Origin of the sequence: Aeromicrobium sp. WCS2018Hpa-31 (genome assembly GCF_031843905.1) — a bacterium.
GTDB lineage: Bacteria > Actinomycetota > Actinomycetes > Propionibacteriales > Nocardioidaceae > Aeromicrobium.
In genome coordinates, this window is record NZ_JAVTJF010000005.1 from 133,446 (window position 1) to 160,064 (window position 26,619).

General features: G+C 69.9%; 27 protein-coding genes. 24 read left to right on the forward strand and 3 right to left on the reverse strand.

Annotation, left to right across the window (positions count from 1 at the left end):
- Nucleotides 1-6: 6 nt before the first annotated feature.
- Nucleotides 7-1,248, forward strand: coding sequence for a glycosyltransferase 61 family protein (locus RQG84_RS07870; protein WP_311209573.1), 1,242 nt, complete (start codon nt 7-9; stop codon nt 1,246-1,248).
- A 32-nt stretch (nt 1,249-1,280) separates the two neighbouring features.
- On the opposite strand, the gene RQG84_RS07875 is transcribed toward RQG84_RS07870, so the two are convergent.
- Nucleotides 1,281-2,006 (reverse strand): methyltransferase domain-containing protein, encoded by a 726-nt coding sequence (locus RQG84_RS07875; protein WP_311209574.1) that lies wholly within the window; start codon nt 2,004-2,006, stop codon nt 1,281-1,283.
- Nucleotides 2,007-2,053: 47 nt separating this feature from the next.
- Between RQG84_RS07875 and RQG84_RS07880 the strand changes: the two genes are divergently transcribed.
- On the forward strand, nt 2,054-2,815 hold the full coding sequence (locus tag RQG84_RS07880; RefSeq protein ID WP_311209575.1) for an oxidoreductase: 762 nt from the start codon (nt 2,054-2,056) through the stop codon (nt 2,813-2,815).
- 82 nt (nt 2,816-2,897) lie between these two features.
- Here the strand turns inward: RQG84_RS07880 and RQG84_RS07885 are convergent, their stop codons facing one another.
- Nucleotides 2,898-3,863, reverse strand: a complete 966-nt coding sequence (locus RQG84_RS07885; RefSeq protein ID WP_056552797.1) for an NAD-dependent epimerase/dehydratase family protein — start codon at nt 3,861-3,863, stop codon at nt 2,898-2,900.
- Nucleotides 3,864-4,100: 237 nt separating this feature from the next.
- Here RQG84_RS07885 and RQG84_RS07890 point away from each other — a divergent pair, with 237 nt between their 5' ends.
- Together RQG84_RS07890 and RQG84_RS07895 are read left to right on the forward strand one after the other, a co-directional pair.
- The gene (locus RQG84_RS07890; RefSeq protein ID WP_311209576.1) at nt 4,101-5,555 is read left to right on the forward strand and encodes a polysaccharide biosynthesis tyrosine autokinase; all 1,455 of its coding nucleotides are present in this window, start codon (nt 4,101-4,103) and stop codon (nt 5,553-5,555) included.
- An 11-nt stretch (nt 5,556-5,566) separates the two neighbouring features.
- Nucleotides 5,567-6,988 (forward strand): O-antigen ligase family protein, encoded by a 1,422-nt coding sequence (locus tag RQG84_RS07895; protein WP_311209577.1) that lies wholly within the window; start codon nt 5,567-5,569, stop codon nt 6,986-6,988.
- 299 nt (nt 6,989-7,287) lie between these two features.
- Here RQG84_RS07895 and RQG84_RS07900 read toward each other — a convergent pair whose 3' ends face one another.
- A complete protein-coding gene (locus RQG84_RS07900; RefSeq protein ID WP_311209578.1) occupies nt 7,288-8,115 on the reverse strand; it encodes an HAD family hydrolase in 828 nt (275 codons plus the stop codon).
- Nucleotides 8,116-8,274: 159 nt separating this feature from the next.
- Here RQG84_RS07900 and ssd point away from each other — a divergent pair, with 159 nt between their 5' ends.
- The 20 genes from ssd (at nt 8,275) to RQG84_RS08000 (ending at nt 26,592) form a co-directional block, all read left to right on the forward strand.
- The gene (gene ssd / locus RQG84_RS07905) at nt 8,275-9,336 is read left to right on the forward strand and encodes a septum site-determining protein Ssd (RefSeq protein ID WP_311209579.1); all 1,062 of its coding nucleotides are present in this window, start codon (nt 8,275-8,277) and stop codon (nt 9,334-9,336) included.
- The gene (locus RQG84_RS07910; protein WP_311209580.1) at nt 9,333-10,499 is read left to right on the forward strand and encodes a TadA family conjugal transfer-associated ATPase; all 1,167 of its coding nucleotides are present in this window, start codon (nt 9,333-9,335) and stop codon (nt 10,497-10,499) included. Before ssd ends, RQG84_RS07910 begins: the two co-directional genes overlap by 4 nt.
- On the forward strand, nt 10,496-11,374 hold the full coding sequence (locus RQG84_RS07915; protein ID WP_311209581.1) for a type II secretion system protein: 879 nt from the start codon (nt 10,496-10,498) through the stop codon (nt 11,372-11,374). Before RQG84_RS07910 ends, RQG84_RS07915 begins: the two co-directional genes overlap by 4 nt.
- Nucleotides 11,371-12,084: a type II secretion system F family protein gene (locus tag RQG84_RS07920; protein ID WP_311209582.1), complete on the forward strand. Its 714-nt coding sequence runs from the start codon at nt 11,371-11,373 to the stop codon at nt 12,082-12,084. The genes RQG84_RS07915 and RQG84_RS07920 overlap by 4 nt, the downstream gene beginning before the upstream one ends.
- 134 nt (nt 12,085-12,218) lie before the next feature.
- Complete coding sequence (locus tag RQG84_RS07925; RefSeq protein ID WP_055969628.1) at nt 12,219-12,470, forward strand: DUF4244 domain-containing protein; 252 nt, start codon at nt 12,219-12,221, stop codon at nt 12,468-12,470.
- Between the two features lie 108 nt (nt 12,471-12,578).
- On the forward strand, nt 12,579-12,854 hold the full coding sequence (locus tag RQG84_RS07930; RefSeq protein WP_311209583.1) for a DUF4244 domain-containing protein: 276 nt from the start codon (nt 12,579-12,581) through the stop codon (nt 12,852-12,854).
- Nucleotides 12,851-13,207, forward strand: a complete 357-nt coding sequence (locus RQG84_RS07935) for a TadE family type IV pilus minor pilin (protein ID WP_056552775.1) — start codon at nt 12,851-12,853, stop codon at nt 13,205-13,207. The genes RQG84_RS07930 and RQG84_RS07935 overlap by 4 nt, the downstream gene beginning before the upstream one ends.
- Nucleotides 13,204-13,575 (forward strand): Rv3654c family TadE-like protein, encoded by a 372-nt coding sequence (locus tag RQG84_RS07940; RefSeq protein ID WP_311209584.1) that lies wholly within the window; start codon nt 13,204-13,206, stop codon nt 13,573-13,575. The genes RQG84_RS07935 and RQG84_RS07940 overlap by 4 nt, the downstream gene beginning before the upstream one ends.
- A 662-nt stretch (nt 13,576-14,237) precedes the next feature.
- The gene (locus RQG84_RS07945; RefSeq protein ID WP_311209585.1) at nt 14,238-15,431 is read left to right on the forward strand and encodes an MFS transporter; all 1,194 of its coding nucleotides are present in this window, start codon (nt 14,238-14,240) and stop codon (nt 15,429-15,431) included.
- On the forward strand, nt 15,431-16,144 hold the full coding sequence (locus RQG84_RS07950; RefSeq protein WP_311209586.1) for an SDR family oxidoreductase: 714 nt from the start codon (nt 15,431-15,433) through the stop codon (nt 16,142-16,144). Before RQG84_RS07945 ends, RQG84_RS07950 begins: the two co-directional genes overlap by 1 nt.
- A 96-nt stretch (nt 16,145-16,240) precedes the next feature.
- A complete protein-coding gene (locus RQG84_RS07955) occupies nt 16,241-17,425 on the forward strand; it encodes a CoA transferase (protein WP_311209718.1) in 1,185 nt (394 codons plus the stop codon).
- On the forward strand, nt 17,422-18,225 hold the full coding sequence (locus RQG84_RS07960) for an enoyl-CoA hydratase-related protein (RefSeq protein WP_311209587.1): 804 nt from the start codon (nt 17,422-17,424) through the stop codon (nt 18,223-18,225). Before RQG84_RS07955 ends, RQG84_RS07960 begins: the two co-directional genes overlap by 4 nt.
- The gene (locus RQG84_RS07965) at nt 18,222-19,439 is read left to right on the forward strand and encodes an acyl-CoA dehydrogenase family protein (RefSeq protein ID WP_311209588.1); all 1,218 of its coding nucleotides are present in this window, start codon (nt 18,222-18,224) and stop codon (nt 19,437-19,439) included. Before RQG84_RS07960 ends, RQG84_RS07965 begins: the two co-directional genes overlap by 4 nt.
- Nucleotides 19,436-20,200 (forward strand): glucose 1-dehydrogenase, encoded by a 765-nt coding sequence (locus tag RQG84_RS07970; RefSeq protein ID WP_311209589.1) that lies wholly within the window; start codon nt 19,436-19,438, stop codon nt 20,198-20,200. The genes RQG84_RS07965 and RQG84_RS07970 overlap by 4 nt, the downstream gene beginning before the upstream one ends.
- 16 nt (nt 20,201-20,216) lie before the next feature.
- Complete coding sequence (locus RQG84_RS07975) at nt 20,217-21,092, forward strand: 3-hydroxyacyl-CoA dehydrogenase family protein (RefSeq protein ID WP_311209590.1); 876 nt, start codon at nt 20,217-20,219, stop codon at nt 21,090-21,092.
- A 9-nt stretch (nt 21,093-21,101) separates the two neighbouring features.
- Entirely contained in the window at nt 21,102-21,980 is an 879-nt protein-coding gene (locus tag RQG84_RS07980) for a 3-hydroxyacyl-CoA dehydrogenase family protein (RefSeq protein WP_311209591.1), read from the forward strand.
- Between the two features lies 1 nt (nt 21,981).
- On the forward strand, nt 21,982-22,758 hold the full coding sequence (locus tag RQG84_RS07985; RefSeq protein ID WP_311209592.1) for an enoyl-CoA hydratase-related protein: 777 nt from the start codon (nt 21,982-21,984) through the stop codon (nt 22,756-22,758).
- The gene (locus RQG84_RS07990) at nt 22,755-23,810 is read left to right on the forward strand and encodes an acyl-CoA dehydrogenase family protein (protein WP_311209593.1); all 1,056 of its coding nucleotides are present in this window, start codon (nt 22,755-22,757) and stop codon (nt 23,808-23,810) included. Before RQG84_RS07985 ends, RQG84_RS07990 begins: the two co-directional genes overlap by 4 nt.
- Complete coding sequence (locus tag RQG84_RS07995; protein WP_311209594.1) at nt 23,807-25,477, forward strand: AMP-binding protein; 1,671 nt, start codon at nt 23,807-23,809, stop codon at nt 25,475-25,477. Before RQG84_RS07990 ends, RQG84_RS07995 begins: the two co-directional genes overlap by 4 nt.
- Entirely contained in the window at nt 25,474-26,592 is a 1,119-nt protein-coding gene (locus tag RQG84_RS08000; RefSeq protein WP_311209595.1) for a CaiB/BaiF CoA-transferase family protein, read from the forward strand. The genes RQG84_RS07995 and RQG84_RS08000 overlap by 4 nt, the downstream gene beginning before the upstream one ends.
- The last annotated feature ends 27 nt before the right edge of the window (nt 26,593-26,619 follow it).

The following is a 26,619-nucleotide window of genomic DNA, read 5'->3' on the forward strand; positions in this document are numbered from 1 at the left end:
CTCCGGGTGAGCAAGCTTCCCTCGCGCCTGCAGCCGTTCTGGCCCGTCGCGAAGCGCGTCCACCGGCTCCTCACGCTCCTCGTGGGGGTGGTCGGGCGCGCCCTGCGCCCGCTCGCCGGTGCTCGCGCGGTGCCGCGCGGGGCGGTGGCGACGGTGGGCGAATGGGCAGCCCGTCCCGAGGACGGTGTGCTCGTGCACGGCTGGCGCCCGCCGACCCCGCTCGGTCGCACCCCGCCCCCCGGCGAGCCGTCGGCGCACTGGGTCTTCTCCCGCGCCGACCGCACCGTCGCGCCGGCGACGTTCTGCCTGGAGGTGTCCGACGGCACCGTGGTGGGCGGCACCGGCGCCGTCGTCAGCCGCAGCGGCCTGCTCGACGTCGAGACCAGCCCCTACTTCGGCACCTCGACCTGGCGCGAGCACCCGTTGTTCCTGCGCGGTCGGCTCCCGCCGGTCACCCGCGTGCCGGGTGACGTGCTCGTCCTGGCGACCCGGGGCAGCGCCAACTACTACCACTTCCTGACCGACGTGCTGCCGCGCATCGGCGACTACCTCGAGCGCGTGCCGGGGGCCGACCCCGAGGTCACGCTGCTCGTCCCCCAGGAACGTGCCTGGCAGCGCACGCTGCTCGAGATCGCCGGCTACGGCCACCTGCCGACGGTGCCCGACGACCCGGCGGTGTCCGTCCGGGCGGAGCGGGTGTTCGCGCCGTCCGTCCCGAACGTGCTCGAGGTGGCCCCGGAACCGGTGGTCTCCTGGGTCCGCGAGCACCTGAGGCCGTCCGTGGACGCCGACCCGACACCGCGACGCCTCTACGTCACCCGGGGTGCCGTGCCGAACACGCGCCGCGTGGTCCGCGAGGACGAGCTCCGCGAGGGCCTGCTGGCCCGAGGCTTCGAGGTCGTGGAGCCGGGGTCGTTGTCGCCCCAGGAGCAGATCGACACCTTCTCCGCAGCCGAGATGGTGGTGGGTCCGCACGGGGCCGCGCTCACCAACCTGCTCTTCGCGCCGGCCGGCGTCACCGTGCTGGAGCTGTTCACCGCCGCCTACGTGAACCAGTGCTACTGGTCGATCTCGTGCGGGATCCCCGAGGCGCACTACGAGTACCTCGTCGACGGAGACGTCACGCGCCACGGCGACGGGTCGGCCATGAACGCGATCCTCGCCGACATCGCCGTCGACCCCTCCCGGGTGCTGGCGGTCGTCGACCGGCTCCTGGCCGAGCGCCACGGGGTCCGTCCCGGAGGCTGACCGTCACCCCGCGACGCGGTGGTGCGGGATCCTCAGGCGAGGTCGATCAGCGAGACGTCGGGCGGACCCTCGGGTGCCGGCCCGGCCTCCTTGTCCACCCGGGCCCGCCAGGCGGTCGTGAGGTGCCGCAGCCGCAGGCCGCCGGTGTGGGCGGTGTTCTCCTCGAAGAGGACCCGCACCCGCGCGAGGGCGGCGTCGTCGACGGGCTGGGCGCCCGTCTCCCGGGCGTACTGCAGCAGTCCGGAGAGGTCGAGCTCCTCCCACGAGGCGACGTCGAGGGTCTCGGCCGGCTCGAAGAGGCCGGTGTCGGCCAGGGCCACGTCGTGCCGGGTGTCGGCGCCCTCGCGACGTCCGACGAGGTCGCGCAGCCGCCGCACCCACGGGATGGACTCGTCGTGGGACCGGGCGAGGCTCGAGACCACCCCGCCGGGGCGCAGCACCCGGGCGTGCTCGGCCAGGAGCGTCGCCTCGGTGGCCAGGCGTGGGGCCACGACGGCGTCGAAGGAGCCGGCCTGGAAGGGCAGGTGCTCCACCGTGGAGCGGACGTAGAGGACGTCGGGGGAGCGGACGGAGCGCACGTCGGGTCCCACGACGACCACCTCGTGGCCCTGTGCGCTGAGCCGGTAGGCCAGGGGCGAGTCGCCGACGAGCAGGACGCAGGCCAGACGGTCGCCGACGAGCCACTTGGTCACGCGCGCGGCGGACTCGTCGGACCCGGGCGCGGACCGACGGGCGGCACGGTCGAACAGCTCGCTCACCCCCGCAGGCTACCGGTCGCACCGTGCCCGCTCGGTACGCTTCGGGCGTGTCAGCTCCCTCCGACCCGTTCCTGCCCGCAGCCAGCCTGGAGGGCGTGCCGTCGGCCTTCGCGGCCACGCGCGACGGCATCGACGCGCTCCTGCGCGACCGTGGCCTGCGCCGGAGCACCCCGGAGGACACCGCCCGGTCCCTCCTGCTGGGGGCGGTGGCGACCGCCCGGCTCGAGGGCAGCGACCTCCCCGCCGTCGTCGACGACCACGACCCTGCGGTCGAGCTGCTCGCGGCAGGCGGTGGCGACGCCGTCGCGCGTGCCGCGGTCCGGCTCGGCACGGAGCTGCTGGGGCTCGTGCCGGTGTGGAGCCGCTCGCCGCTGCAGGCGTTCGCGCGCCTGCACGCCCTCGCCGCGGCCGGGAGCGTGCCCGACGACGCGCTGGGTCGGCCCGCGGACGCCGCCGGCGCCGCCCGGCTCGGCGAGCTGGCCCGGGTCGTCGCCCTGCCCACGGAGGCGCCCGGTCTGGTGGTGGCGGCCCTCGTCCACGCCGAGGTCGCGACGTCGGGCGCCTTCGCGGCGCACGGCGGGATGGTGGCCCGTGCCGCCGAGCGGCTCGTGCTCGTCGTCAAGGGCGTCGACCCGGCCTCGGTCGTGGTCCCGGAGGCGGGCCACGCCGCCGAGCCCGCCGGGTACGGGGCGGCCCTCACGGCCTACGCCCGGGGCGACGCCACCGGCATCCAGCAGTGGCTCCAGTACGCCTCCCAGGCCCAGGCCCGGGCGGCCGAGGCCTCGCCGTTGGCCGTCGCGCGCCGCTGACACCGGCCAGTTCTGACCGGAGCGGGCGCCCGGCGCACGACGACGCCCGGTCACCTCTCGGGCGACCGGGCGTCGGCAGGGCTCAGACGCGCGGGGCGAGCTGGTCGTAGATCCAGGCGTAGGTCTTCTCCAGACCGTCGCGCAGCGAGATCGAGGGCTCCCAGCCGTAGATCTCGTGGAACATCGTGTTGTCGCTGTTGCGTCCGCGCACGCCCTGCGGCGCGGTGAGGTCGTGCTCCTTGCTGACCGTGATCCCGGCGATGTCCTCGAGGATCCCGATCATCTGGTTGATCGTCACGAGCTCGGACGAGCCGAGGTTGACCGGCTCGACGTTCTCGCCGGCCAGGATCTCCTGGGTGCCGCGCACGCAGTCGTCGATGTACATGAAGCTGCGGCTCTGCTCGCCGTCGCCCCACACGTCGATGGTGTGCTCACCGGTCAGCTTGGCCCAGGCGATCTTGCGCGAGAGCGCGGCGGGCGCCTTCTCGCGGCCCCCCTCGTACGTGCCGTCGGGGCCGTAGACGTTGTGGTAGCGGGCCACCCGGGTCTGCAGGCCGTAGTCCTCGCGGAAGTGGCGGGCCATGCGCTCGCTGAACAGCTTCTCCCAGCCGTAGCCGTCCTCGGGCTCGGCCGGGTACGCGTCGGACTCCTTGAGCGCGGTCACGTTCGGGTCGGTCTGCTTCGTCCCGTTGTAGACGCAGGCCGAGCTGCTGTAGAAGAACTGCTCGGTGCCGGCGTCGCGCGCGGCGACGAGCATGTTCGTGCTGGTGAGCACCGAGAGCATGCACTCGGCCTTGTTGTTCTCGATGAAGCCCATGCCACCCATGTCGGCGGCCAGGTTGTAGATCGCCTGGGTGCCGACCGACATCTTGTGGGCGTCGCCCATGTCGGAGCAGTCCGCCACGAGGCTCTCGGCGTCGTCGTGCACCTGGTACCACTCGGACGTCGGCTTCTTGTCGACCGCGCGCACCTCGCGTCCCTGCGCCAGCAGGTCCGCCACCAGGTGGCCGCCGATGAAGCCGCCCGCTCCCGTCACCAGTACCGTCATCGCCTTGCCTCCGTGGGAAGTCTGGGTCGGGCTGCTCGCCGCGACCTCGCCGTCGTACCCGTAACAACGACCGACCGCCGAGACGTTACGCGTCGGCCGCGATCTCCGGACCGATCCGGGCGTGACAGGTGGGGCTCCTGATCGTTCACCGAAGTGGAGCGAGCGGGACGTCCGACCGGGGCAGATCGCTTACACTCAGCACACCCGCCGGGCTCGGCGGGAGGAGGAGGGAAAGCCGTGGAGCTACGGCAGTTCTTGGGCGCCCTGCGCATGCGATGGGTGTTCAGCACCGTCACCTTCCTCGTGGGCGCCGCGCTCACCGCGGCGGTGGTCCTCCTGATGACGCCGCAGTACGGCTCCAGCGTCAAGCTGTTCGTCTCGACCCCCTCCGGCGGCTCGGCCGAGTACGCCGCGTCGTTCATCGTCACGCAGCGCGTCGCGTCCTACGCCGAGCTGGCCACCGACCCGTCCGTGCTCCAGCGCGTGGTCGACAAGCTCGACCTCGACGCGAGCTACGAGGACCTCGAGGGCCAGGTCTCGGCCTCGGTCATCACCGGCACCCAGACCATCGAGCTCGACGTCACCGCCGACACCCCCGAGCTGGCCCAGCAGATCGCGAAGGCCGAGGCCGAGGAGGTCGTGGCGCTCGTCGAGCAGCTCGAGCGGCCCGCCGTGAAGGACGAGGAGCCGGCCATCGCGGCCCGGATCGCCGCCGAGCCCAGCATCAGCGACACCCCCGTCTCGCCCAACCTCCCGCTGAACATCGGCATCGGCCTGCTGCTGAGCCTCTTCGTGGCGATCGTCGGTGCGCTCCTGCGCGACCTGCTCGACCGCACGGTGAAGTCGCGCCAGGACGCGGAGAAGATCAGCGGCCACTCCGTCCTCGTCACGCTGCCGTACGACCCGCAGGTCAAGAAGACCCCGCTCGCGACCGAGGCCGGCGGCAGCCTCGCCGAGGCGTTCCGCGTGCTGCGCACCAACCTGCAGTTCGCCGACCTGGACTCCCAGCGTCAGGCGATCCTCGTCTCCAGCGCCCTGCCCGACGAGGGCAAGACCCTCGTGGCGACCAACCTCGCGCTCACGATGGCGCAGTCGGGTCGTTCGGTCCTGCTCATCGACGCCGACATGCGCAACCCCAACGTCGCGGAGCTGCTCGGTCTCGAGAACTCCGTGGGCGTGGTCACGGTCCTCGTCGGACGCACGAGCATCGACGAGGCGACCCAGCCGCACTCGAGCGGCATCTCCTTCCTGGGCACCGGTCCCACCCCGCCCAACCCGGCCGAGGTGCTGGACACCCAGGCCATGCGCGACCTCATCGCGCGGGTGCGCAAGGACTACGACGCGGTCATCATCGACGCCCCGCCGATGCTCCCCGTCGCGGACGCCTCGATCCTGCTCACCGAGGTCGACGGCGCCCTCCTCCTGGTGCGGCACGGCTCCACCACCCGCGAGCAGCTGCGGCTCGCCGTCAGCCGCATCGAGACCGTCGGCGGGCGCCTCTTCGGCACCATCTTGAACCGCACCCCGCGTCGGGTCGGTGACGCCGACGGCTACGGGTACGGCTACGGGCACGGCTACGGCTACGGGTACGCCCCGACCGTCGACACCGACTCCACGCCGACCGCTGCTCCCGCCGCCCCGCCGGACCCGGAGCCCGGGGGCCGCCGCATCGGCCGCCGCGTGAAGCGCTGAGCAGGGTCGACATGGCCGTCTCGAGGCTGGTCCTCCCCACTCCGGACACCGATCGGCTCTCCACGCCTCGACGCCGTGCCGTCGCGGCCTGGCTCCTCCCGGTCGGTGCCGTCGGTGCCCTGCTGGCCGTGCTCATCCCGATCTCGGTGAACGGCGCCGTCGGCGCCGGGCTGGCCCTCGCGGTCGCCGGCACCCTGCTGATGCTTGCCGTCGTCGGGCTCGAGCGCACGGCGATCGTCGTCCTGGCCGTTGGCATCGCGCTGTCCCCGCTCGACAACTTCCGGCCCGTCGGCGCGATCGCGTTCGCCGCGCTGTCCGACCTGGTCCTGCTCGCCGGCCTCCTGCTCCTGGTGCTCGTGCTGCTGGGCCGTCGGCTGCCGGGGGAGTGGCTGTTCCTCGGGGCGGCCGCCGCCCTGGTGGTCGTCGGCCTCGTCTCCTCGGCCGGTGCCGAGGACCCCGGCGCGAGCCTCAACAGCCTGCTCCGACTCGTGGTCGGTGCGCTGCTGCTCCCGCTGGCCTTCATGGTCTGGCGGCCCTCGAGGCGGGTCGTCGTCGGCTTCGCGCTCGCCTACGTGCTCGGCAACATCGGCAACCTCGTGGCCGCCTACACCGTCGGCGGGGCCTCCTGGGACGGTCGCCGGATCGGCTACTCGACCCATCCGAACATCATGGGGCTGTGCGCGATGCTCGCCCTCGCGCTGCTCCCGTTCCTGCTGCGGGTCCTCCCGCGCCGCTGGTCGTGGGCCGTCGTCCTCATGGGCGGGGCCTGCGCGTGGGGCGTCTGGATCAGCGGCAGCCGCGCCGCACTGATGGCCGCGGTGGCCGTCGCCGTCCTCTTCGTCGTCATCGAGCGGCGCGTCGAGATCGCCCTGGTGCTCTTCGGGCTGGCGATCCCCGCGATCTACGTGGTGGGCCAGGCGGTGACCGGCAACGGGGCGTCGCAGAACAACGTGCTCGGTCGTCTGCTCGGCGGCGGCACGGCAGCGGGGTCCGACCTCGACCGAGAGAACCTCGCCAGGATCGCGCTCGACGCCTTCACGTCGCACCCGCTGCTCGGCGTGGGGCTGGGCGACGTCATGGCGGCGCACAACATCTACCTTCAGGTGGCGGCAGCGGTCGGGATCATCGGTCTGGCCGTCTACCTCGTGCTGCTCGGGTCGGTGGCCCTGCGGGCGATCACCCTGCCCCGCCCGTGGAACCTGCTCGTGCTGCCGGTGCTCGGCTACGCGCTCATCGGGTCCCTCACGACGATCCTGTGGGATCGCTACGTCTGGGCCGTCCTGGCGCTGCCCTTCCTCCTGTGCCTGGGCGACCGGGACGAGGACGGCGAATCCTCCGACGAGCCCGGGAGCGAGAGCACGGTGCCGGAGGGCACCGGACCGGCCGCGCTGGTCGCCGATCCACGGAGAAGGACGGCGCCACCGCTCGGGTGACGCCGTCCATGGGTCCGGCCGCGCTGCAGCTACCAGGCGTGCACTTCGTCATCGTCGCCTCGGGGCCGCTCATCGCGGATGTCCCGGGAGCGACTGCCCAGTGGGACGGGAGATCGCCGCGTGGGTACTGAGGTGCCGGGCCGTCTGTGGAGTTGTCCTGCCCTCAGTTGTACGCCGCTGCCAGGACGCGCGGTAGCCCTACGGGGCCGTAACCTTGCGTGCCGCCGTTCACAAGCGCACGTGCGCGGACGGGGCCAGGGCGGATCGGCTCAGGTCTGGTCGGCTCAGGGCGGATCGGTTCAGGTGTGAAGGAGGACCCGCTGCAGCAGCGACGGTGACGCGCGCCGGGACCGCCGACGGGCGAGCAGGGCGACGCCACCCGCCGCTGCGACGGCCCCGAGGGTCCAGGCGGCGCGACCCGTGGTGCTGTGCAGGCCGAGCCTGCTGCGCAGCGCGACCGGCCGGGCGAAGGCCAGCACCGGCCAGTCCCGTTCGGAGGCGATCCTGCGCAGGGTCTTGTCGGGGTTGACGCAGAACGGGTGACCCACCGCCTCGAGCATGGGCACGTCGGTCTCGGAGTCGGAGTAGGCGAAGCACGCGTCGAGGTCGTACCCACGTTCCTCGGCCAGCCGCTTCATCGCGGTGGCCTTGTGCGGTCCGTAGGCGTAGAACTCGACCTCGCCGGTGTAGCGGCCGGCGTGCTCGACGAGACGCGTGGCGATGACGTCGGACACGCCCAGCAGCTCGCCGACGGGCTCCACGACCTCCGACCCCGACGCGGAGACGATCACGACGTCGCGACCGGCACGCCGGTGGTGCTCGATCAGGTCGACGGCCTCGGCGTAGACGATGGGGTCGATGACGTCGCGCAGCGTGCGGCGCACGGACTCGCGCACGATCTCCACGTCCCACCCGGCGACCATGGCCGTGAGGTAGGTGCGCATCCGCTCGAGCTGGTCGTGGTCGGCGCCGTTGAGCCCGAACAGGAAGTTCGCGTACGCGCTGCGCAGGACCGCACGGCGCGTGAGCAGCCCGCCCTCGAAGAAGGGCTTGCTGAAGGCCAGGGTGCTGGACCGGGCGATGATCGTCTTGTCCAGGTCGAAGAACGCGGCCGTACGGGGGCTCACCCGCCCAGGATAGGCCGACCCGGCCGTCGCGTGGTCCCCCGCGTGGACACCGCGTCGGCGACGGGTCGTCCACAGGCCGTCCGGCGGCGTGCGCGGCGTCGTCCACAGGCCGCTCGCGAGGTCTCGTCCGCGGCTTCCGTCCCTGGTTGCGTGGGAGCCATGGACGCCGCACACCTGCTGGTCGCCACGGGCGACGCCGACCTGCTCGACGACGCCCTCCGGTGGTGCGCCGCGGTGGGCGTCACGCCGGAGGTCGCGTCCGACGCGGTCGCCGCTCGGCGCGCCTGGTCCGCTGCGTCGGCCGTGCTGCTGGCGGCCGACCTGGCGGGACCGCTCGCTCGCACGGCTCCGCCACGTCGTGACGGCGTGCTCGTGCTGGGTGGGGAGCCCGGCGGCACCGCCGGCGACACGCTCTGGCGCGATGCGGTGCTGCTGGGCGCCACGGCCGTGCTCGACCCCACCGACGAGACCGCCGTGCTCGCGCGACTCGGCGAGCTGCTCGACGGACGCGACGAGGCGGCGTTCCTCGCCGTCATCGGTGCCGTCGGCGGGGCGGGCGCCTCCACCTTCGCCACCGCGGTGGCCCTGCACGCCGGTCGGCGCGGCCACCGCCCCGTCCTCGTCGACGCCGACACCAGGGGGGCCGGCGTCGACCTCGTCCTCGGCGCGGAGCGCGCCGAGGGGGTGCGGTGGCCCGAGCTCGGTGGCGCCGGCGGGCACGTCGGCGCCACCAGGCTCGCGCGTCTGCTGCCCGTGCACCACGGCGTCGCCGTGCTGGCCTGCCCCCGCGACGGCTCCGCCGTGCCGGTCGACGTCGCCCCCGACGTGTTGACCGCCGCCTCGCGAGCCTTCGACGTGGTCGTCGCCGACGTGCCCCGGCACCTCGACCCGCTCGGGTCGGCGGTGCTCGCGCGGTGCGAGGGGGCGGTGCTGCTGGTGCCCGAGGACGTGCGGTGCGTGGCGGCCGCGCGCATCGTGCTGGCCCAGGTGCGCGAGCACGTCCCACGGGTGGCGCTCGTGACGACTCGGCGCGCCGGAGGCGTCGGCTCGGGCCCGGTCGCCGAGGCGCTGAGGCTCCCGGTGGTCGCGCGGGTCGCCCACGACCGTCGGCTGAGGGCCGACCTCGACCACGGCCGCGGCCCCGGACGGTCGCGCACCCTGCGGCGGGCGTCGGGGCAGGTGCTCGACGTCCTCGGCCTGGCGGCGGCAGGTCCGTCGTGACCACCATCGACGCCGCGCTCGTCGGGAGGGTGCGCTCGCGGCTCGCCGCCGAGGTGCGCGAGCCCAGCGCGCAGGCCGTGGCCGAGGCCCTGGGGCTCGAGGCCGGGCTGCACGGCAGCGCCACGGTGCTCGCCGTGGTCGACGCCCTGCAGCGGGAGCGGCGCGGTGCGGGCGTCCTGCAGCCGCTGCTCGACGACGCCGACGTCACCGACGTGGTGGTCAACGGCGCCGGCGCCGTGCACGTGGACCGCGGGCACGGGCTCGAGCGGACCGACCTGCGGTTCCCCGACGACGCGGCGGTGCGACGGCTGGCCCAGCGGCTGGCGGCCCAGGCCGGCCGACGGCTCGACGACGCGAGTCCCTGGGTCGACGCCCGTCTGCCCGACGGCACCCGTCTGCACGCAGTGCTGGCGCCGCTGGTGCGCCCCGGCACGGCCATCAGCCTGCGCGTCCCGGCCCGGCGCTCCTTCACGCTCGAGCAGCTGGTGGCCGCGGGCGGGATCGACGTCGAGGCCGCCCGGCTGCTGCAGCGCGTCGTCGCGACCCGGGTCGCCTTCGTCGTGAGCGGCGGCACCGGCAGCGGCAAGACCACGCTGCTCGGCACGCTCCTGGGGCTGATGCCGTCAGCCGAACGCCTCGTCGTGGTCGAGGACGCGGCCGAGCTGGCCCCGGACCACTCCCACGTCGTGTCGTTGGAGGCCCGACCGGCCAACGCGGAGGGCGCGGGCCTCGTGACCGTGCGCGACCTCGTGCGGCAGGCGCTGCGCATGCGGCCGGACCGGCTCGTCGTCGGCGAGGTGCGCGGGGGAGAGGTCGTCGACCTGCTCGCCGCGCTCAACACCGGGCACGAGGGTGGCTGCGGCACCATCCACGCCAACTCCGCAGCCGACGTCCCGGCCCGGTTCGAGGCACTGGGGGTGGCCGGAGGCCTGGCGCGCGACGCCGTGCACAGCCAGCTGGCGGCCGGGGTCGACGTCGTGGTGCACCTGCGTCGCGGTCGCGACGGTCTGCGTCGGGTCGAGGAGGTCGGTGTCCTGCACGCGGCGGGGCCCGACGGGCACGGGACGGTCCGCTCCGTGCGCGCGGCCGGGCTCGTCGACGGTCGCTGGACCGACGGCCCTGGTCGTGACCGGCTCGAGGACCTGCTGGACAGCCACGCATGACGGGGTCCACGGTCTTGGTCGCTGTGGTGGCGGCGGGTCTGTCCGGGTTCGCGGTCCTGCTCTGGCTCCCGCCGCCGACGTGGCTGGTCGCCCTGCGCCTCGGGCCCGCGACGTCGCCGCCGCACCAGGGCGAGGGGCCGCCGTCCGCAGCGGCACGCCCGCTCCTGCTGCGGGTGGTGGCGTGGCGCCGCTGGCGGTCGTGGGTGCCCGTCGCGCTCGCAGCCGCTGCGGCCCCGTGGTTCGTCACGTCGCCGGTGTCCGCCCTGCTCCTGGCCACGGTGGCGGCCGTCGCCGTGGTGGCGTCGTCGTTCGTCGAGCGGCACCGCGCCGCGCGCGCCGCGAGCGAGCTGACAGTGCGGGTCGCGGCCACGGTCGAGCTGCTCGCGGCCGAGCTGCGCACCGGGGTGCTCCCGCCCGTGGCCCTGCGCGGAGCGTGCGACGACCTGCCCGACCTGCGGCCCGTCGCCGAGGTGGCGGCCCGCGGCGGCGACGTGCCGGCCGCGCTCGACGGCGTGTCCCGTCTCCCGGGCGCCGGCGACCTCGCCGACGTCGCTGCCGCCTGGCGTGTGGCCGAGCGTGCCGGTGCGCCGGTCGCCGACGTGCTCGACCACGTGGTCGAGGCGTTGCGCGCCGACCACGACCTCGCTCGAGAGGTCCGGGCGGAGTGCTCCTCGGCTCGTGCCACCGCCCGGCTGCTCGCGGTCCTGCCGCTGCTCGGGCTCGGCCTCGGCTCCGGTCTCGGCGGGGACCCCGTGCACGTGCTCACCGGAACCCTGCCGGGCGTCGTGTGCCTCGCGGCCGGGTGCGCGCTGGCGGCCACGGGGCTGGCCTGGGTCGAGCGCATCACCACCCGCGCCGAGGTGGGCGCGCGATGAGCCTGGCGGCGGCGCTGGTCGCGGCCGCCGCGGCCTGGCTGGCCGTGCCCGTCCCGGCCACCGACCGGCTCCGGGCGCTCACCACCGTTCCGACCTCGCGTCGGCGTCCGTCGCCGATCAGCGTGGCGACCGTCCTCACCCCGATCGCCTGCCTCGTGGTGCTCGGACCGGTGATCGGTCTCCTCGTCGCCCTCGCCGCCACCCCGGCGGCGCGGGCGGCGGTCGCGACCATGGCCACGGCGTCCTCGCGGCGGCGTGACGAGCAGCTGCAGCGCCAGCTGCCCGTGGCGCTCGACCTCGTCGTCGCCGTGCTGGCGTCCGGGCGACCGGCCGTCGTCGCGTTCGAGGTGGTCGGCGAGGTGGTCCCGGAGCCGCTCGCGACCGAGCTGCAGCAGGTCGGACGACGGCTGCGCTCCGGCACGGACCTGCCTGCGGTGTGGGAGGTGCTCGCCCGGCACCGGGTGCTGGGCGCCGTGGGTCGCGCGTTTCGGCGGGCCGAGCAGTCCGGCTCGCCCGTGGCCGCGGTGCTGGCCGCCGCGGCAGCCGACCTGCGCCGCGACCGGGCGTCCCAGGCGCGCGAACGCGCGCGGGCGGTCGGCGTGCGCACCGCCGCCCCGCTCGGGCTCTGCTTCCTCCCGGCCTTCTTCCTCGTGGGGATCGTCCCGACCCTCATCGGCGTCGCGTCGGGGCTCGACCTGCTGGGCGGATGAGTGTTCCCGCTCGGCCGTCCACAGGCCGGATCGCCCTCGGGCCCGCTCGTCCACAGGTTGCCGACGAGGTGGTCGTCCGGGCTCGGGAGCGACCCATCTCCTGGGTGTCAGCACGTTCCACGAAAGGACACCCCATGAAGAACCTCCAGCACTCCACCCTCCAGGACCGGGCGACCCTCGGCCTCTCGCGTCTGGTCGCCCGCGGCGCCCAGCGCCGCGAGCAGCGTCGGGAGCAGGGCATGACCACCGCCGAGTACGCCGTCGGCACCCTCGGCGCCTGCACCGTCGGTGGCGTGCTCGTGAAGGTCGGCCAGTCCGAGTGGTTCGGCGAGCTCGTCCGCGACGTCATCGACAACATCCCGAGCCTCCTGCCCAACCTCTTCTGACCGATCTCCGGTGGGGCCGTCGTGGCATCCACCAGGCCCCGACGGCCCCACCGGATAGAGCACCCGCACCTCGACCACAGCACCGACCCGACTCCCCAGGAGCCCACCGTGCACCAGCGCACCTCCTCCACCTTCGACGTCTCGTCCCTCCGCCGGATCGGCGCCCGTCGCTCCCGCCGTGGCGCTCGAGGCGAGCACGGCATGACCACCGCCGAGTACGCCCTCGGCACCCTCGGGGCCGCCACCTGCGCCGCCGTCCTGGTCCACCTCGGGGCCGACGGCTGGTTCTTCGACCAGCTGCGCGAGATCTTCGCCCGCGCGCTCGACCCGACCACGCTCGTCGAGCACCTGCGTCGCGGCAGGCCGTGGACCCCGATCCGATGACCGGGCGCGGCGAGAAGGGCACGGCCACCGCCGAGCTGGCCGTCCTCGCCCCGTTCGCGCTCGTGCTCGTGCTGCTGCTCGTGTGGGTGGCGTCGCTCGGGGTGACCCAGGTCCGGCTCGTCGACGCCGCTCGCGAGGGTGCCCGGCTCGTCGCACGGGGCGAGGACGACGGTGGGGCCACGGCGCTCGTCCGCCGACTCGCGCCGGCCGGTGCCCGGGTACGGGTGCAGGAGCAGGACGGCACGGTCGTGGTCACCGTCCGGGTCCGGTCGCGCGCACCGCTGGGCTTCGGCACCACCGTCGGGTCCCGCGAGCTCAGCGCGACGGCCGTGGCGGCCGCGGAGGCACCGTGAGCCCGACCGCGTTCGGCCGACACCCCGAGGACGGTGCGGTCACGGTGCACGCGCTCTGGGTCGTCGCCGTCCTGGTCGGCGTGGTGGCGCTGGGGTTGCAGGTCATGGCCCTCGTCACGCTGCGCCACCAGGTGGCGTCAACTGCCGACCTGGCCGCACTCGCGGGCAGCCGCGCCAGCACCGAGGGCGCCGACGGCTGCGGGGCGGCGCGCCGGCTGGCCCACCGCAACGACGTGCGGCTCGAACGTTGCCGCATGGACCTCGACGTCGCCACCGTGACCGCGGTCGGCTCGACCCGGCCGTGGTGGGGCGGTACGTGGACGGCGCGCATCGAGGCGCGCGCCGCCCCCTCCTGGTACGAGCGCTGATCCGGTGCGAGCCGTGGACCCGTCAGGCTCCGGTGTCGGGGGTGCCGTCCAGCAGGGCGTCGAGCAGCCGAACCGCACCGGCCTTGTCGAGCGGGCCAGTGAGCTTGCGTGACCATTCTCGTCGCGTTGTCTGGACCATCAGGCGATGTCAGTAGATGGGGACGACGACAGAGGCTGCAAGGAGGCGCGAAACACCTTGATCGCGTCTTCGGGACCGGTGAGGTTCGCCGGACTCGCTGTGCGGTCAGGTGTCGGCCGTCGCAGACAGCCAACGGGTGCCCAGGGACGGGAAGCTTGGTCTGCGAGCAGCGTGCTGCGACCCTATTGAGAATCGTCGCCGACGCGGCGGGAGCGGTGGCCTGATCTGGGTAGCAGACCTTCACGCGGGTCCGCATTCCCTCAGCGTGACGCTTCGCGCCAAGAGACCGGAGAATGATCGCGATCTGCTCGTAGCGCCACGGCGCGACCGGCCAGCCCCGGAGCCGGGCTTCGTCTTCAATGATGGAGTACTTGCCGCGATGAATCCATCGGCGGCGATGGCTTCCGAATGCCTGAGCTCAGGACCCTGAAGTCGGGTAGTTGATCTACTGATAGATGTCGGACATTATAGCCAGGTGACATCGCGGTCTCATGGGGCGCAGGCCGGACCCCCACGGAGGCCGATGGGCTGGGACGCCACCTTCATCTTGGCGTGCGTCTCGCTCATCGCCGTCTTCGCGGGAGCCGGTTTGCCCATCCCAGTGCTGGACGCGTACCGCGCTGCGGGGCTGCGGACCTCCGACTTCGCATACGCGTCCTGCGCGTACTTCGTCGCCGCTGCAGTGGGGTTGTTGCTGTTTGGTCGGCTGTCGGACCTGCTCGGGCGCAAACCCGTGGCTGCCACATCGTTGGTCATCGCCGCTGTGGGCTGCGCCATCATGATTGCTGTCGACGCTGCCGGTTGGCTCATCGTGGCCAGGGGATTCCAGGGCCTGGCATGCGGGGTCGCTCCCGGCGCCCTCGGTGCCTACATCGTCGACACCGCTGGTCAGCGTCGCTGGCTGCCCGCGCTGGTGACCGGCAGCGCTCCGATGATTGGCCTGCCGGGTGGAGCGCTGGCAGGCGGCGCACTCGTCGAGCTCGGCGGCATCGACAAGAACGCGATGTTCGCCACCGGCGCTGGCGCGCTGGGCGTGCTCTCCTTGGCCCTGCTGACCTGCCGCGAGCCGGTGACTCGTCGCCGCGGCGTCTGGGCGACGGTGAAGCCACGACTCGCCTTGCCGCTGTCGGCGCGCAAGGAGGCGCTTACCGTCGCTGGGATCTTCGTGGCCACATGGCCCCTCGGTGGCTTCTACCAGGCATTCGGATCCATCGTCGCCGAGGACATCCTCGGGGCCACCGACGTACTGACGGCGGGCTTGATCTTCGCCTCGATCATGCTTCTTAACCCCCTAGGGGGGGCTATTGCCCCAGCGGTCCCGGCGCGATGGGGCGTCGCGATCGGAATGAGCGCATACGGGGCCTGTCTCGTCGGCGCCACTCTCGCACTATGGAATGAGAAGGCCTCGCTGTTCGTCCTCGCCAGTCTCCTGTGCGGTATCGCTCAAGGAATTGCGGCCACCTGCGCGATGCGCCTGCTCATCCCCGTCGCCGCCCCCCAAGACCGCGCCGGCGTCGTGGCCACGATCTACTTCATCGCCTACCTCAGTGTTGCCGTCGCCGGACTCGCTGCCGGTCTCGGTGCCAACCTCGTGGACCTCAAGCAAATCGCCGCCATGTACGCCGCCCTTGGCCTGCTCGCGACCACGCTCGTTGTCGGCAGCGCCATCCTCCCCGAACCCCGACGAAGCACCACGTCAAAGAAAGCAGGACATTGATGACCCACGACCAAGCTAGAACAGCAATCGTCACCGGCGCACGAACGGGCATCGGCCAAGCCGTCAGCGACCTCCTCGAGGACACAGGCCACACCGTCTACCGCGTCGGCCACGAGGTCCAAGGAACCCGGTCGCACACGTTGGACGTCAGCGACCCCAACAGCTGGGACGACCTCGCCAACCGAGTTCGCGACGAGGTCGGCACCATCGACATCCTCATCAACAACGCCGGCATCCTTCGCGAAGCGCCCCTAGAGCAGACATCGCTCGACATGTGGAACGAGGTACTCACCGTCAACTTGACGGGAGTCTTCCTCGGCTGCCGCGCCATCGTCCCGCTCATGCGGTCCAGCGCCGCACCCGCCATCTGCAATGTCAGTTCCATCGACGGCATCCGAGGCAGCCTCAACCACGCCGCCTACGCAGCAAGCAAAGGTGGCATCGCCTCACTCACTCGAGCGCTCGCGCTCGAACTCGCCCCCGACGGAATCCGCGTCAACGCCATCTGTCCCGGCACCGTCGACACCCCCATGGTCGACGGCCTCCTGCAAGCCGATGCGGCAGCGGGACAACCTCGTCAGGACAAGCATCCGCTCGGGCGCATCTCCACCCCCGTTGAGCAGGCCGCGGCCGCTGCTTTCCTGTGCTCGCCGCAGGCTTCCTTCGTCACCGGGGTTTGTTTGAGCGTCGATGGAGGGCGCGCCATCCGATAGCCAAGGAAGAAAGTTGACCGTGTGGTGAATGTTCGACATTATGTCCGGGTGAGCGTTTCTGACACCTCGGGTACTCCGCAAGGCCCTCTCGCCGGCGTGATCGTCGTAGACATGACCACCTCCTACGCCGGTCCCACGACCGCCATGTACCTCTCCGATCTTGGCGCGACGGTCATCAAGGTCGAGCGGCCTGGACGTGGTGACGACGCACGCGCCTGGGGACCTCCATTCGTCGACGGAGCATCGGCCTGGTTCGCTTCGGCAAACCGCAACAAGCAGTCACTGGTGCTGAACCTCAGAACCGACGCGGGACGTGAGACGTTGCTGCGCGTCCTCGAGAACGCCGACGTCTTTCTGCAGAACATGAACCCTTCCAAGCTCGTGCGGCTGGGCATCGACCATGAGTCGCTGCGCGAACGGAACCCGCGCCTCGTCTACTGCGCCATGTCGGGGTTCGGTCTCAATGGGCCCGATAGCGACCTGCCAGGATACGACCTTGTCGCTCAAGCCAAGTCCGGACTCATGTCGGTCACTGGTGAGAATGGACGCTCCCCGCAACGGGTCTCCACCGCCTTGTCGGACGTCGTCACAGGAATGTGCGCAGCAATCGCCGTCAATGCCGCCCTCGTCAGGCAGCAGCAGAACGGGCAGGGAGAGGTCATCGACGTCTCCTTGCTGGACTCCGACCTCGCGCTGATGGCGCCGCGCATCGCTGCCTACGTCGCCGGCGAGCCAGAACCTGCGCCCAGCGGAGGTACCGACTCAGTTCTCGCCGTCTATCAGCCGTTCGAGGCGGCCGACCGGACCATCGTCGTCGCCATCGGCAACGACCTGATGTGGCAGCGGCTTTGCGACGCGCTTGACTTGCCCGAGTTCCTCAATCGGTCAGACCTTCGCGACAACGCCGCCCGACGTCAGCATCGAGGTGAGATCACCGAACTGGTGGCCGAACGGCTCCTTACCCGACCGGCCGAGGAGTGGCTGCGCGTGCTCGGAGAAGCCGACATCCCGGTATCGCTCGTGCAGTCCCTCTCCGAGGTCGTCAAGGACCCCCAGGTCCAAGCCCGCCGTGCGCTTCTGCCCGTGCCCGGATCCCGCGGAGACATGGTCAGCGTCCACAGCCCATTCCGACTCGGGTCCATCCCCCAGCCGCGCAACGAACGATTCCCTGAGCTGGGGGAGCACACGCGCAGTGTGCTCACGGAGATGGGCTTCTCGCCCGAGGAGATCGACGACCTCGACCGGACCGGAGCAATCGTGACAGCACAGGAGACAACGTGAGCACCGACGGACCGCTGCTCCTGGAGGAGCGCAACCACATCCTCATCGCCACCATCAACCGACCCGACGTCCACAACGCACTGAATGCGGCCGTCGTCGCTGAGCTTCGCGACGCAGTAGTCGCCGCTGCGGCGAACACGAATACCCGCGCGGTCGTCGTCACCGGAGCTGGCGAGAAGGCCTTCAGCGCCGGCGCTGACCTACGCGAACTGGCGTCCATGACCGCCGATGAAGCCCACGAGACGATGCGAACCGGACAGCAGGCGTTCCGACAGATCGAGCAGGCCGAGATTCCCGTCATCGCCGCCGTCAACGGTATTGCGCTAGGCGGCGGGTTCGAGCTCGCCCTAGCGACGACGTTCCCTGTCCTGTCGGCCCGCGCCTCACTCGGGCTGCCCGAGTCCTCCCTCGGTCTCATTCCCGGATACGGCGGCACCCAACGCCTGCCCCGTGCCATCGGAAGCCGCGCAGCCCTGCACGTCATGCTCACTGGAGAACGTCTCTCGGCGGCGCGTGCCCACACCTTGGGATTGACGCCCATCGAGCCGGTCGAGGCAGACGAACTCCTTCCCACCGCACTGATCATCGCCGAGAAGATCTCAAGACAAGGCCCCAAAGCGGTCCGTTCCATCCTCCATGCCGTCGATCGAGGTACCGACTCCACGCTCGATGCCGGCGCGGCACTCGAGACCGGACTCGCCGCGCTCGCTGTTGCCAGCGACGAGTCAGCCGAGGGAATCAGCGCGTTCCTTGAGAAGAGATCTGCCCAGTTCGAGGCAGGGGAGACGAACGACGCATGAAGTCACTCGCGATCGACACAGACACCCAGGCGTACATCGCACTGCACGACCTGCTCGATGAGCCAGCCTCCACGGCGCACCTGACCGAGCGCGAACGCGATGTTCGAACGCTGACGCGTCGAGTCGCCGCCAAGGAACTTGTCCCTCGAGCCGCGGCCACCGACGCCGACCACCAGTTCGCTCACGAGAGCGTTCAAGCGCTCGCCGCGGAGGGACTTTGCGGACTTCTTTTCCCTCGCGACCTCGGCGGAACTGGAGACAGCAACGTCGCCTACGCGGTGGCCATGGAAGAGATCACGGCGGCGTGCCCCTCAACCAGCCTGATCTTCATGACCCAGATGCACGCCGCCTACCCCATCCTTCTCGCCGGCAGCACGGACCTGCAGACGCGCTACATTCCCCCGCTTCTGGACGGAAGTGCTTACGGGTCACTAGCCATCACAGAACCCGACGCCGGTTCGGACGTCGCAAGCCTCACCACGACCGCCACGGCCACACCGACCGGATGGAGCTTGTCCGGGCAGAAGACATTCATCACGACCGGCGACCGGTCCAACGTCCTCATCTGCTTCGCGACCACCGACCGCAGCCTCGGCCGCGACGGCATCACCGCGTTCGTCATAGACGGCGACTGGGATGGCGTCAGCCGAGGTCGCCCCTTCGAGAAGATGGGCATGCACGGCTCGTCGACCTCTGAAGTCTTCTTCGACAACGTCGACGTCCCACGCTCACACCTGCTCGGCGAGGAAGGTCGAGGTTGGGCCGTCGTCATGAACTCGGTCGTGAAGTCGCGCATCAGCGCCGCCGCCCAAGGAGTCGGCATCGCACGAGCGGTCTACGCACGAACCCTCGCAACACTGACCGCCATGCACGGCAGCCGACTGCCCGATGAACACACCTTCGCGCTCGCGGACCTCCGCGGAAAACTGCTGCAAGGACGACTGCTGCTGCACGCCGTCGCACGCCAAGTCGATACCGACTCCGGCGTCACACCCGGCCAGATCGGGTTGATGAAGCAGGCCTGCACCGACCTTGGCTTTCTCGCCGCGGTAGAAGCAGTTCGCATCCTCGGACCACACGGCGACCTCGCTGAAGTAGGCGTCGAACGCTACCTACGCGACGCCAAGGTCACTCAAATCTATGACGGAACCAACGAGATCCAGCGACTCCTCATCGGACGCGAAATCTCCCGAGCAATGGAGACGACCCCATGAGCCAGGCAGCACCGGACCTCGACGGAAAGGTTGCCATCGTCACCGGCGCCGGACGCGGACTGGGTCGTGCAATGGCCGAAGCACTCGTCGCGTCCGGCGCCCGAGTCGCTGTCGCGGCTCGCTCCAAGGACGAGCTCGACTCGTTCGTCTCCGACGTCGAAGCCGCAGGCGGTCAGGCACTGGCCTGCCCCACCGACATCACCGATGAAGACGCCGTCAGCGCGATGGTCGCAGCGACCGTCGAGACCTTCGGGCGCGTCGATGTTCTCGTCAACAACTCCGGCATCATCGCCAGCTCACCGCTGCTGGAACAGCCAGCTTCCGAATGGGACAGCGTCATCGCGACGAACCTGCGCGGCACCTTCCTTGCGACCAAAGCGGTCGGTCGACACTTCGTCGCGCAAGGGTCCGGCAAAGTCGTCAACATCGCCTCGAATTTCGCTCTGCAGGGCGTCGCGGACCACGCCGCTTACTCAGCGTCCAAGGCCGCGGTGATCGCCTTCACCAAATCGATGGCCGTCGAATGGGCACGGCACGGCGTCCAAGTGAACGCCATCGCTCCCGGCTACTTCGCCACCGCCATGAACGCCGACGTTCGCGCTGACCCTGACCTCTTGTCGCGAGTGGTGCGCTCCATCCCCATCCGACGCATGGGAGCGGCGGAGGAGCTCCAGCCGTGGCTGCTACTGCTTTGTGGCCCCGCATCCGACTACATGACCGGCGAAGTGATCGTTATCGACGGCGGTCAAAGTGTCCGCTGACAACACAGGAGGAACTGTGAGTACACCCAAGACGGTTGCCGTACTCGGCGCCGGAACGATGGGGTCGGGCATCGCCACCGTGATGGCACGAGCCGGCCACCACACGATCCTCTTCGACGTTTCCGAGTCCAACCTCAAGCGCGGCATCGAGACAGTCCACGGCTTTTTCGACAAGAGCGTCTCGCTTGGCAAGCTGAACCTCGAGACCGGCGAAGCCGCGAAGAGCGCTGTGCGCGGCACCGTCGATCTTTCGGACTTGAACGGATGTGACGTCGTCGTCGAAGCAGTTTTCGAGGACCTCGCGCTCAAGAAGGACCTGTTCGGTCGGTTGGACGACATCGTCGCCGACACGACGCTCTTCCACACCAACACCTCGACGCTTTCGGTCACCGGCATCGCCTCGGGCTCCCGCCACGCCGAACGTGTGGTTGGCACCCACTACTGCAACCCCGCTCCACTGATGAAGCTCGTTGAAGTGGCAGACGGGCGACACACCGCCTCCTGGGCACACGAAGCGACCGTCGAGTTCCTCGGAACGCTCGGCAAGACCAGCGTCGTGACGAAGGACCGTCCGGGGTTCATCGTGAACCGCTTCCTCATCCCATGGGAGAACTCCTGCATCCGCGCCCTCGAAGCGGGATGGGCGTCAAAAGAAGCGATCGACGCTGCCGTCCTCGGTTCCATCGGACATCCGATGGGCCCCTTCCGGCTGCTCGACATCGTCGGTATGGACATCCACCAGCAGGTCGCAACCCGCCTGTACGAACAGTTGCGCGACCCGCGGTTCTTCCCTCCGCCGATGGTCGAGCGGATGGTCGCCGCCGGCGACCTGGGCCGCAAGACCGGCCGCGGATTCTACGACTACGACGACACCCGACTGTTCGGGTCGTGAGGAGCAGGCATGAATGAGTCCACGACATTCAGCACCATCGGCCTCCTTGGCCTAGGGACGATGGGTGCAGGGATTGCGCAGGTACTGGCTTCCTCCGGGCGCAACGTCATCGCCCTGGAGGCCGACGCGGAACGCGCCAGCGACGGACTGGAGCACGTCACGTCGTTTCTCGACGGTGGCATCTCTCGCGGCAAGGTCACGAACGAGCAACGCTCCGCCATCTTGGAGCGAATCACCACCACCACCGCCGTCAACGACCTCAGCCAGGTGGACCTGGTAATCGAGTCCGTCAGTGAGGTCGCCGAGGTCAAGCAGGCTCTCCTCACCGAAGTCGCCGACATCATCGACGAACGCACGCCCATCGTGACCAACACGTCGGCACTGTCGGTCACCGACTTGGCCGCGGCGCTACCGGTGCCCGGACGCGTCGCCGGACTGCACTTCTTCAACCCCGCACCCGTCATGCGGACCGTCGAGATCGTCCGCGCGCTGCAGACCGACTCCAACCTCATCGAGAAGCTCATCGCTTTCGTCGAGACCTTGGAGGACAAGACGCCCATCGTCGTAGCCGACCGTCCCGGCTTCCTCATCAACGCACTGCTGATGCCCTACCTCAACGACGTCATCAACGAGTACGACGACGAACTCGCCACGGCAGAAGACATCGACATCGCACTCAAGCTCGGCCTCGGGTACAAGACCGGACCCCTAGAGATGCTCGACATGGTCGGACTCGACGTGCACCTTCACGCCACCGAAGCGGCATACGCCGCAACGCGAGACCCCCGCTATGCCGCCCCACCCCTGTTGCGTTCCATGGTCGCCGCTGGCTACCGCGGAACGAAGAACGGACGCGGCTTCCGTACCGAACCCCCGAAGGGACAGTGACATGAGCTACCAGGACATCACTACCGCCGTCGACGACGCAGTCCTCACCATCACCCTCAACCGTCCAGAAGCAGGGAACAAGTTCCGACACCAAACCTGCCTCGAACTGTTCGACGCCCTCCAGAAGCTGCGGCTCGACCCGTCACTGCGTGCGGCAATCCTGACCGGCAGCGGAGAGAAGTTCTTCTGCATCGGCGGGGAGCACGACCCGGTCACTTCCCTCGACCAGTCGCAGGTCCTGCCGATCGTGGACGTCTACCAGGCGATCGACACCATCGCCAAGCCCGTCATCGCCGCGGTCAACGGATTCGCTGTCGGAGGCGGCAACGTCCTGCACAACGTCTGCGACCTCACCATCGCCGCCGATAATGCCGTGTTCCGCCAGGTCGGACCCATGGTCGGAAGCTTCGATGCGGGCTACGGCTCCTGGTACCTCGAAGACACGATCGGACGCAAGCGCGCCAAGGAGATGTGGTACCTGAACCGCAAGTACACCGCAGACCAGGCCCTCTCCATGGGGTTGGTCAACGAGGTCGTCCCTGCTGGTGAGCTTCGCGAGCGTGCAGCCGAGATTGCGCGCGAAATCGCAACGCGCGCCCCAATGGCGATCGCCGGCATGAAGGGCGCCTTCTCTGCCCGCCACCACGGTGTGGCTGGCCAGGCGCGTATGGCCCACGACCAGCAGCTGTCGCTGTACCTGCAGACCAAGGAAGCGCACGAAGCCAGCGCTGCTTTCGGAGAGCGTCGCGCGCCGGACGTCGAAAGCTTCTGGTCGTGACCGTGGCCAGCAGCCTGCCGCTTACACCCGACCAGCAAGACCTGGCCGCGATGCTCGACAGCCTCGCGGCAAAACGTGAAGTCCGATTGGCCGACGACTCCGATGTCGTGAGCCCACTCATCGGCGAGTTGGCTGGCCTGGGCGTCTGGACACTGGGTGTGACGGAAGACCTTGGCGGCGGCGGTGCCGATGGCGCAACGACGGCTGTCGCGCTAGAGCGCCTCGGTCGCCACTGGCCCGCGCTGGGGTGGAGTTCGAGCCAGGCTCATGCCGCGGTCGAAGTCCTGCGGTCGGAAACGGATGCTGAAGGGCTCGTCGCGGGCGTCATCGCCGGCAAGACCAGGGTCGCAGTCGTCGATGCGGACTCTCACAGTGTCCATCTCGACTGGTCCGACGGCCGTCTCGTTGGCACGGTCGACCGGGTCGACCCGGCGGGAAACGACCCGCACTTGCTGATCCTGCGCGGTGCGGATTCGGCCGTTCTTGTCTCTTCCAGGCACGTGTCGGGACACAAGTTGGCGCGAACTGGACTCGCAGGCGGTTTCACCCAACGTCTCGACGTCGACGCCGCCGAGACCGAGCTCCTCGTCCTGGAGGATGCTGAGATCGACGCGGTGCGCGCTCGGCTCGCAGCGCGAGCGGCCGCGGTGGCCTCCGGCATCGCTGGCGGTGCGGCAGACGCAGCCCACGCGTACGCATCTGGGCGGCACCAATTCGGCGGACCTCTGACGAACATCGCCACCGTGCGAGCATCGCTGCTCTCCCAGCTTGCACTAGCGACGAGCGCGGCTCGCCTTGCGATCAGCTCGCCGTTGGACATCACTGGCGCCTTCGCCGCGCTGACCACCGCGTGCGGTGCGGCCATCGACGTCAGTGCTGCTGCCGTCCAGTCACACGGTGGATACGGCTACCTGACTGAGTACCCGGTCGAGCGGCACCTGCGTGACGCGATCTCCCTGCGCGCGGCCGTTGACGTCTCGGGGCTCGCGCGCACCGCCTCCGCACGCCACTTGGGCGACGCGCATCGCACGACAAGAAAGAAGGGTCGATGACCACGTCAACCGCGACCACGCACCTGCGCCCCAGCCCCTCCGCTGCCGGCCATCTGACACCAGTCAGCGACGCAGTCGTCCAGCAGTGGCGGAACGAGGGATGGTGGGAGGGACGAACCATCCGGTCGCTGCTGACCGAGGCCGCGAGCAAGCATCCGCACCGCACCGCACTGATCGGACGCCGGACCGACGGGCAGCGTCCGACGCGAACGTACGCCGAGTTCGACACCGCCGCGCACCGCGCCGCGAACGCTCTCGCTTCGGTCGGCGTTGGCCCCGGCGACGCAGTCGCAGTGATGCTCCCTAACTGGATTGAGTACGCCGACATCATCTTCGGCATCAACGAACTCGGCGCCATGTACACCGGCATCCCGGTCGCCTATGGCCCCATGCAGGCCGCAGCAGTCCTGCGGCGGAGCAAAGCCAAGGTGCTCATCATCCCGGACCGATGGCGCAGCAACGAGAATCTCTCCCTGGGCCGCGAACTGCGCGCCCACATCGACACCCTCGAGCACCTCGTCGTCGTCGACGCTCCCTCGACCCGCCTGCTCGATGGCGAAGCGCACTGGTCCGACCTCCTCCACGCGCCACCACACGGGCTACCAGAGCCGCAGCCGGACCAGCTCTGCTACCTCGGGTTCACCTCCGGCACCACCGGCGAGCCCAAGGGCGCGATGCACACGCACGAGTCACTGATCTACTCAGCCAGACTTCAAGCCCGACACCTCGGTCCGCAAACGTACGGCGACCCAATGGTGCAACTCATCGCCTCACCAGTCGGACACCACACAGGCTTCGTCTGGGGTGTGGTCTTCACGGTGCTGCTCGCCGGGACCGGTGTCCACGTCGATCGGTGGGACCCCACATGGGGTGTCGAAATCATCCGCGACGAAGGCATCACCACGTTCTTCGGTGCACCGACCTTCTTGCAGGACCTGCAACGAACCGATCTGAGGGCCACCGACACCCTCTCCTGTGTCGTCATCGCCGGCGCACCCATTCCACGCAGCCTGCCCACCGAAGCCGCGCTGCAACTGGGAGCGTTCATCAGTCCCGCCTGGGGAATGACCGAGTGCAGCATCATCACAGCGTGCCCGCCCGACGCAGACCAAACCGTGCTGCGCACCGACGGGTCCGTTTTCCCAGGATCCGAACTCAAGGTCGTCGACGAGGACGGCAACGAACAACCCCCGGGCCAGGTCGGCCGCCTCCTCATCAGAGGACCAGCGCTCGCCCTCGGCTACTACGACCGGCCCGACGCGACCGCAGAAGCCTTCGATGAGGACCTGTGGTTCGACACCGGGGACAGAGCAAACGTCGACGAACTCGGGCGCCTATCGCTCAACGGCCGAACCAAAGACATCATCATCCGCGGCGGAGAGAACATCCCCGTCACCGACATCGAGTCAGCAATCTTCGAGCACCCCGACGTAGCCGCCGCCGCGGTCATCGGGGTCAACGACGCACGACTGGGCGAACGCGTCTGTGCGGTGGTGGTCGTCCACGACGGCCGCCCGCCCTTGAACCTCCGGGCTCTAAGTGAGCACCTCACAGCTCGCGGCCTGTCCAAGCACTTCCTGCCCGAACGCGTCGTGAACCTCGACGAACTGCCGATGACGCCGAGCGGAAAGATCCAAAAGTTCAAGCTGCGCGAGGTCCTCACATGAACCCCCTGCCGCTCACCGGCGTCAAGGTCCTCGACCTGTCGACCCTACTTCCGGGACCGATGGCCACACTCATGCTGGCCGATGCGGGCGCCACCGTCGTCAAACTGGAACGCCCTGACGTCGGCGATGAGATGCGAACCTACTCGCCTCGTCACGGTGAGGCCAGTGCCAACTACGCCATCCTCAACAGAGGCAAGAAGGCCTACGCGGTCGATTTCAAGGACCACGAGCAGCGACGCCACGTTCTCGACCTCGCGAAGGAAGCCGACATCGTGGTCGAGCAATTCCGACCCGGAGTCGCCGATCGGCTGGGTCTTGGATTCGACGACATCAAAGCCGTCAACGACGACGTCATCTACTGCTCCATCACCGGGTACGGCCCCAACGGCCCTCACGCAACACGCGCCGGACACGACCTGAACTACCTGGCCGAAGCAGGACTGTTGAACGTGGTCCACGACGAAACCGGCTCACCCAACCTGCCGGTCACCGTGATGGCAGATATCGCCGGCGGCACCTACCCCGCGGTCGTGAACATCCTTCTCGCACTGCGGCACAGAGATCAGACAGGGCGGGGCGCCCATGTGCAGGTCTCGATGGCACACAACCTCCAAGTGCTCGCCTACGGATACGTGGCAACTCACCAAGGTGGCAACGGATGGCCGACTCCCAGCCGTGAACTCCTCACTGGCGGAAGCCCGCGCTACCGCATCTACCGCACCTCCGACGGACGCCACATAGCCTGTGCCGCGCTCGAGCAGAAATTCTGGGATCGACTGACCGAACTCGTCGACTTGGAACCGGAACTCCGTTCCGACGCTGGACGCGAAGACGAAGCCGCAGCGGCGCTGGCCGCCCGCTTCGCGCGGCACGACGCCGACCATTGGCGAGCGGTTCTCCAGAACGAAGACGTGTGTACCACCGTCGTCGCCACATGGGAGGAAGCCGTCCAAGCAGGACTCGTTCGCACAAGCGGACCGGACAAGGTCTCCACACCCGACGGATCCGAAAGCTTCACCACACTGTGGAGCCCTATCGACTCGCACCTGCGCGAAGAGCCAGGTGTGAAGCCATACCCCTCACTCCAACCGCTCCCGAACGATCCCTGGAACTGACCCGCCGCCACCCTCAACCGAAAGAAG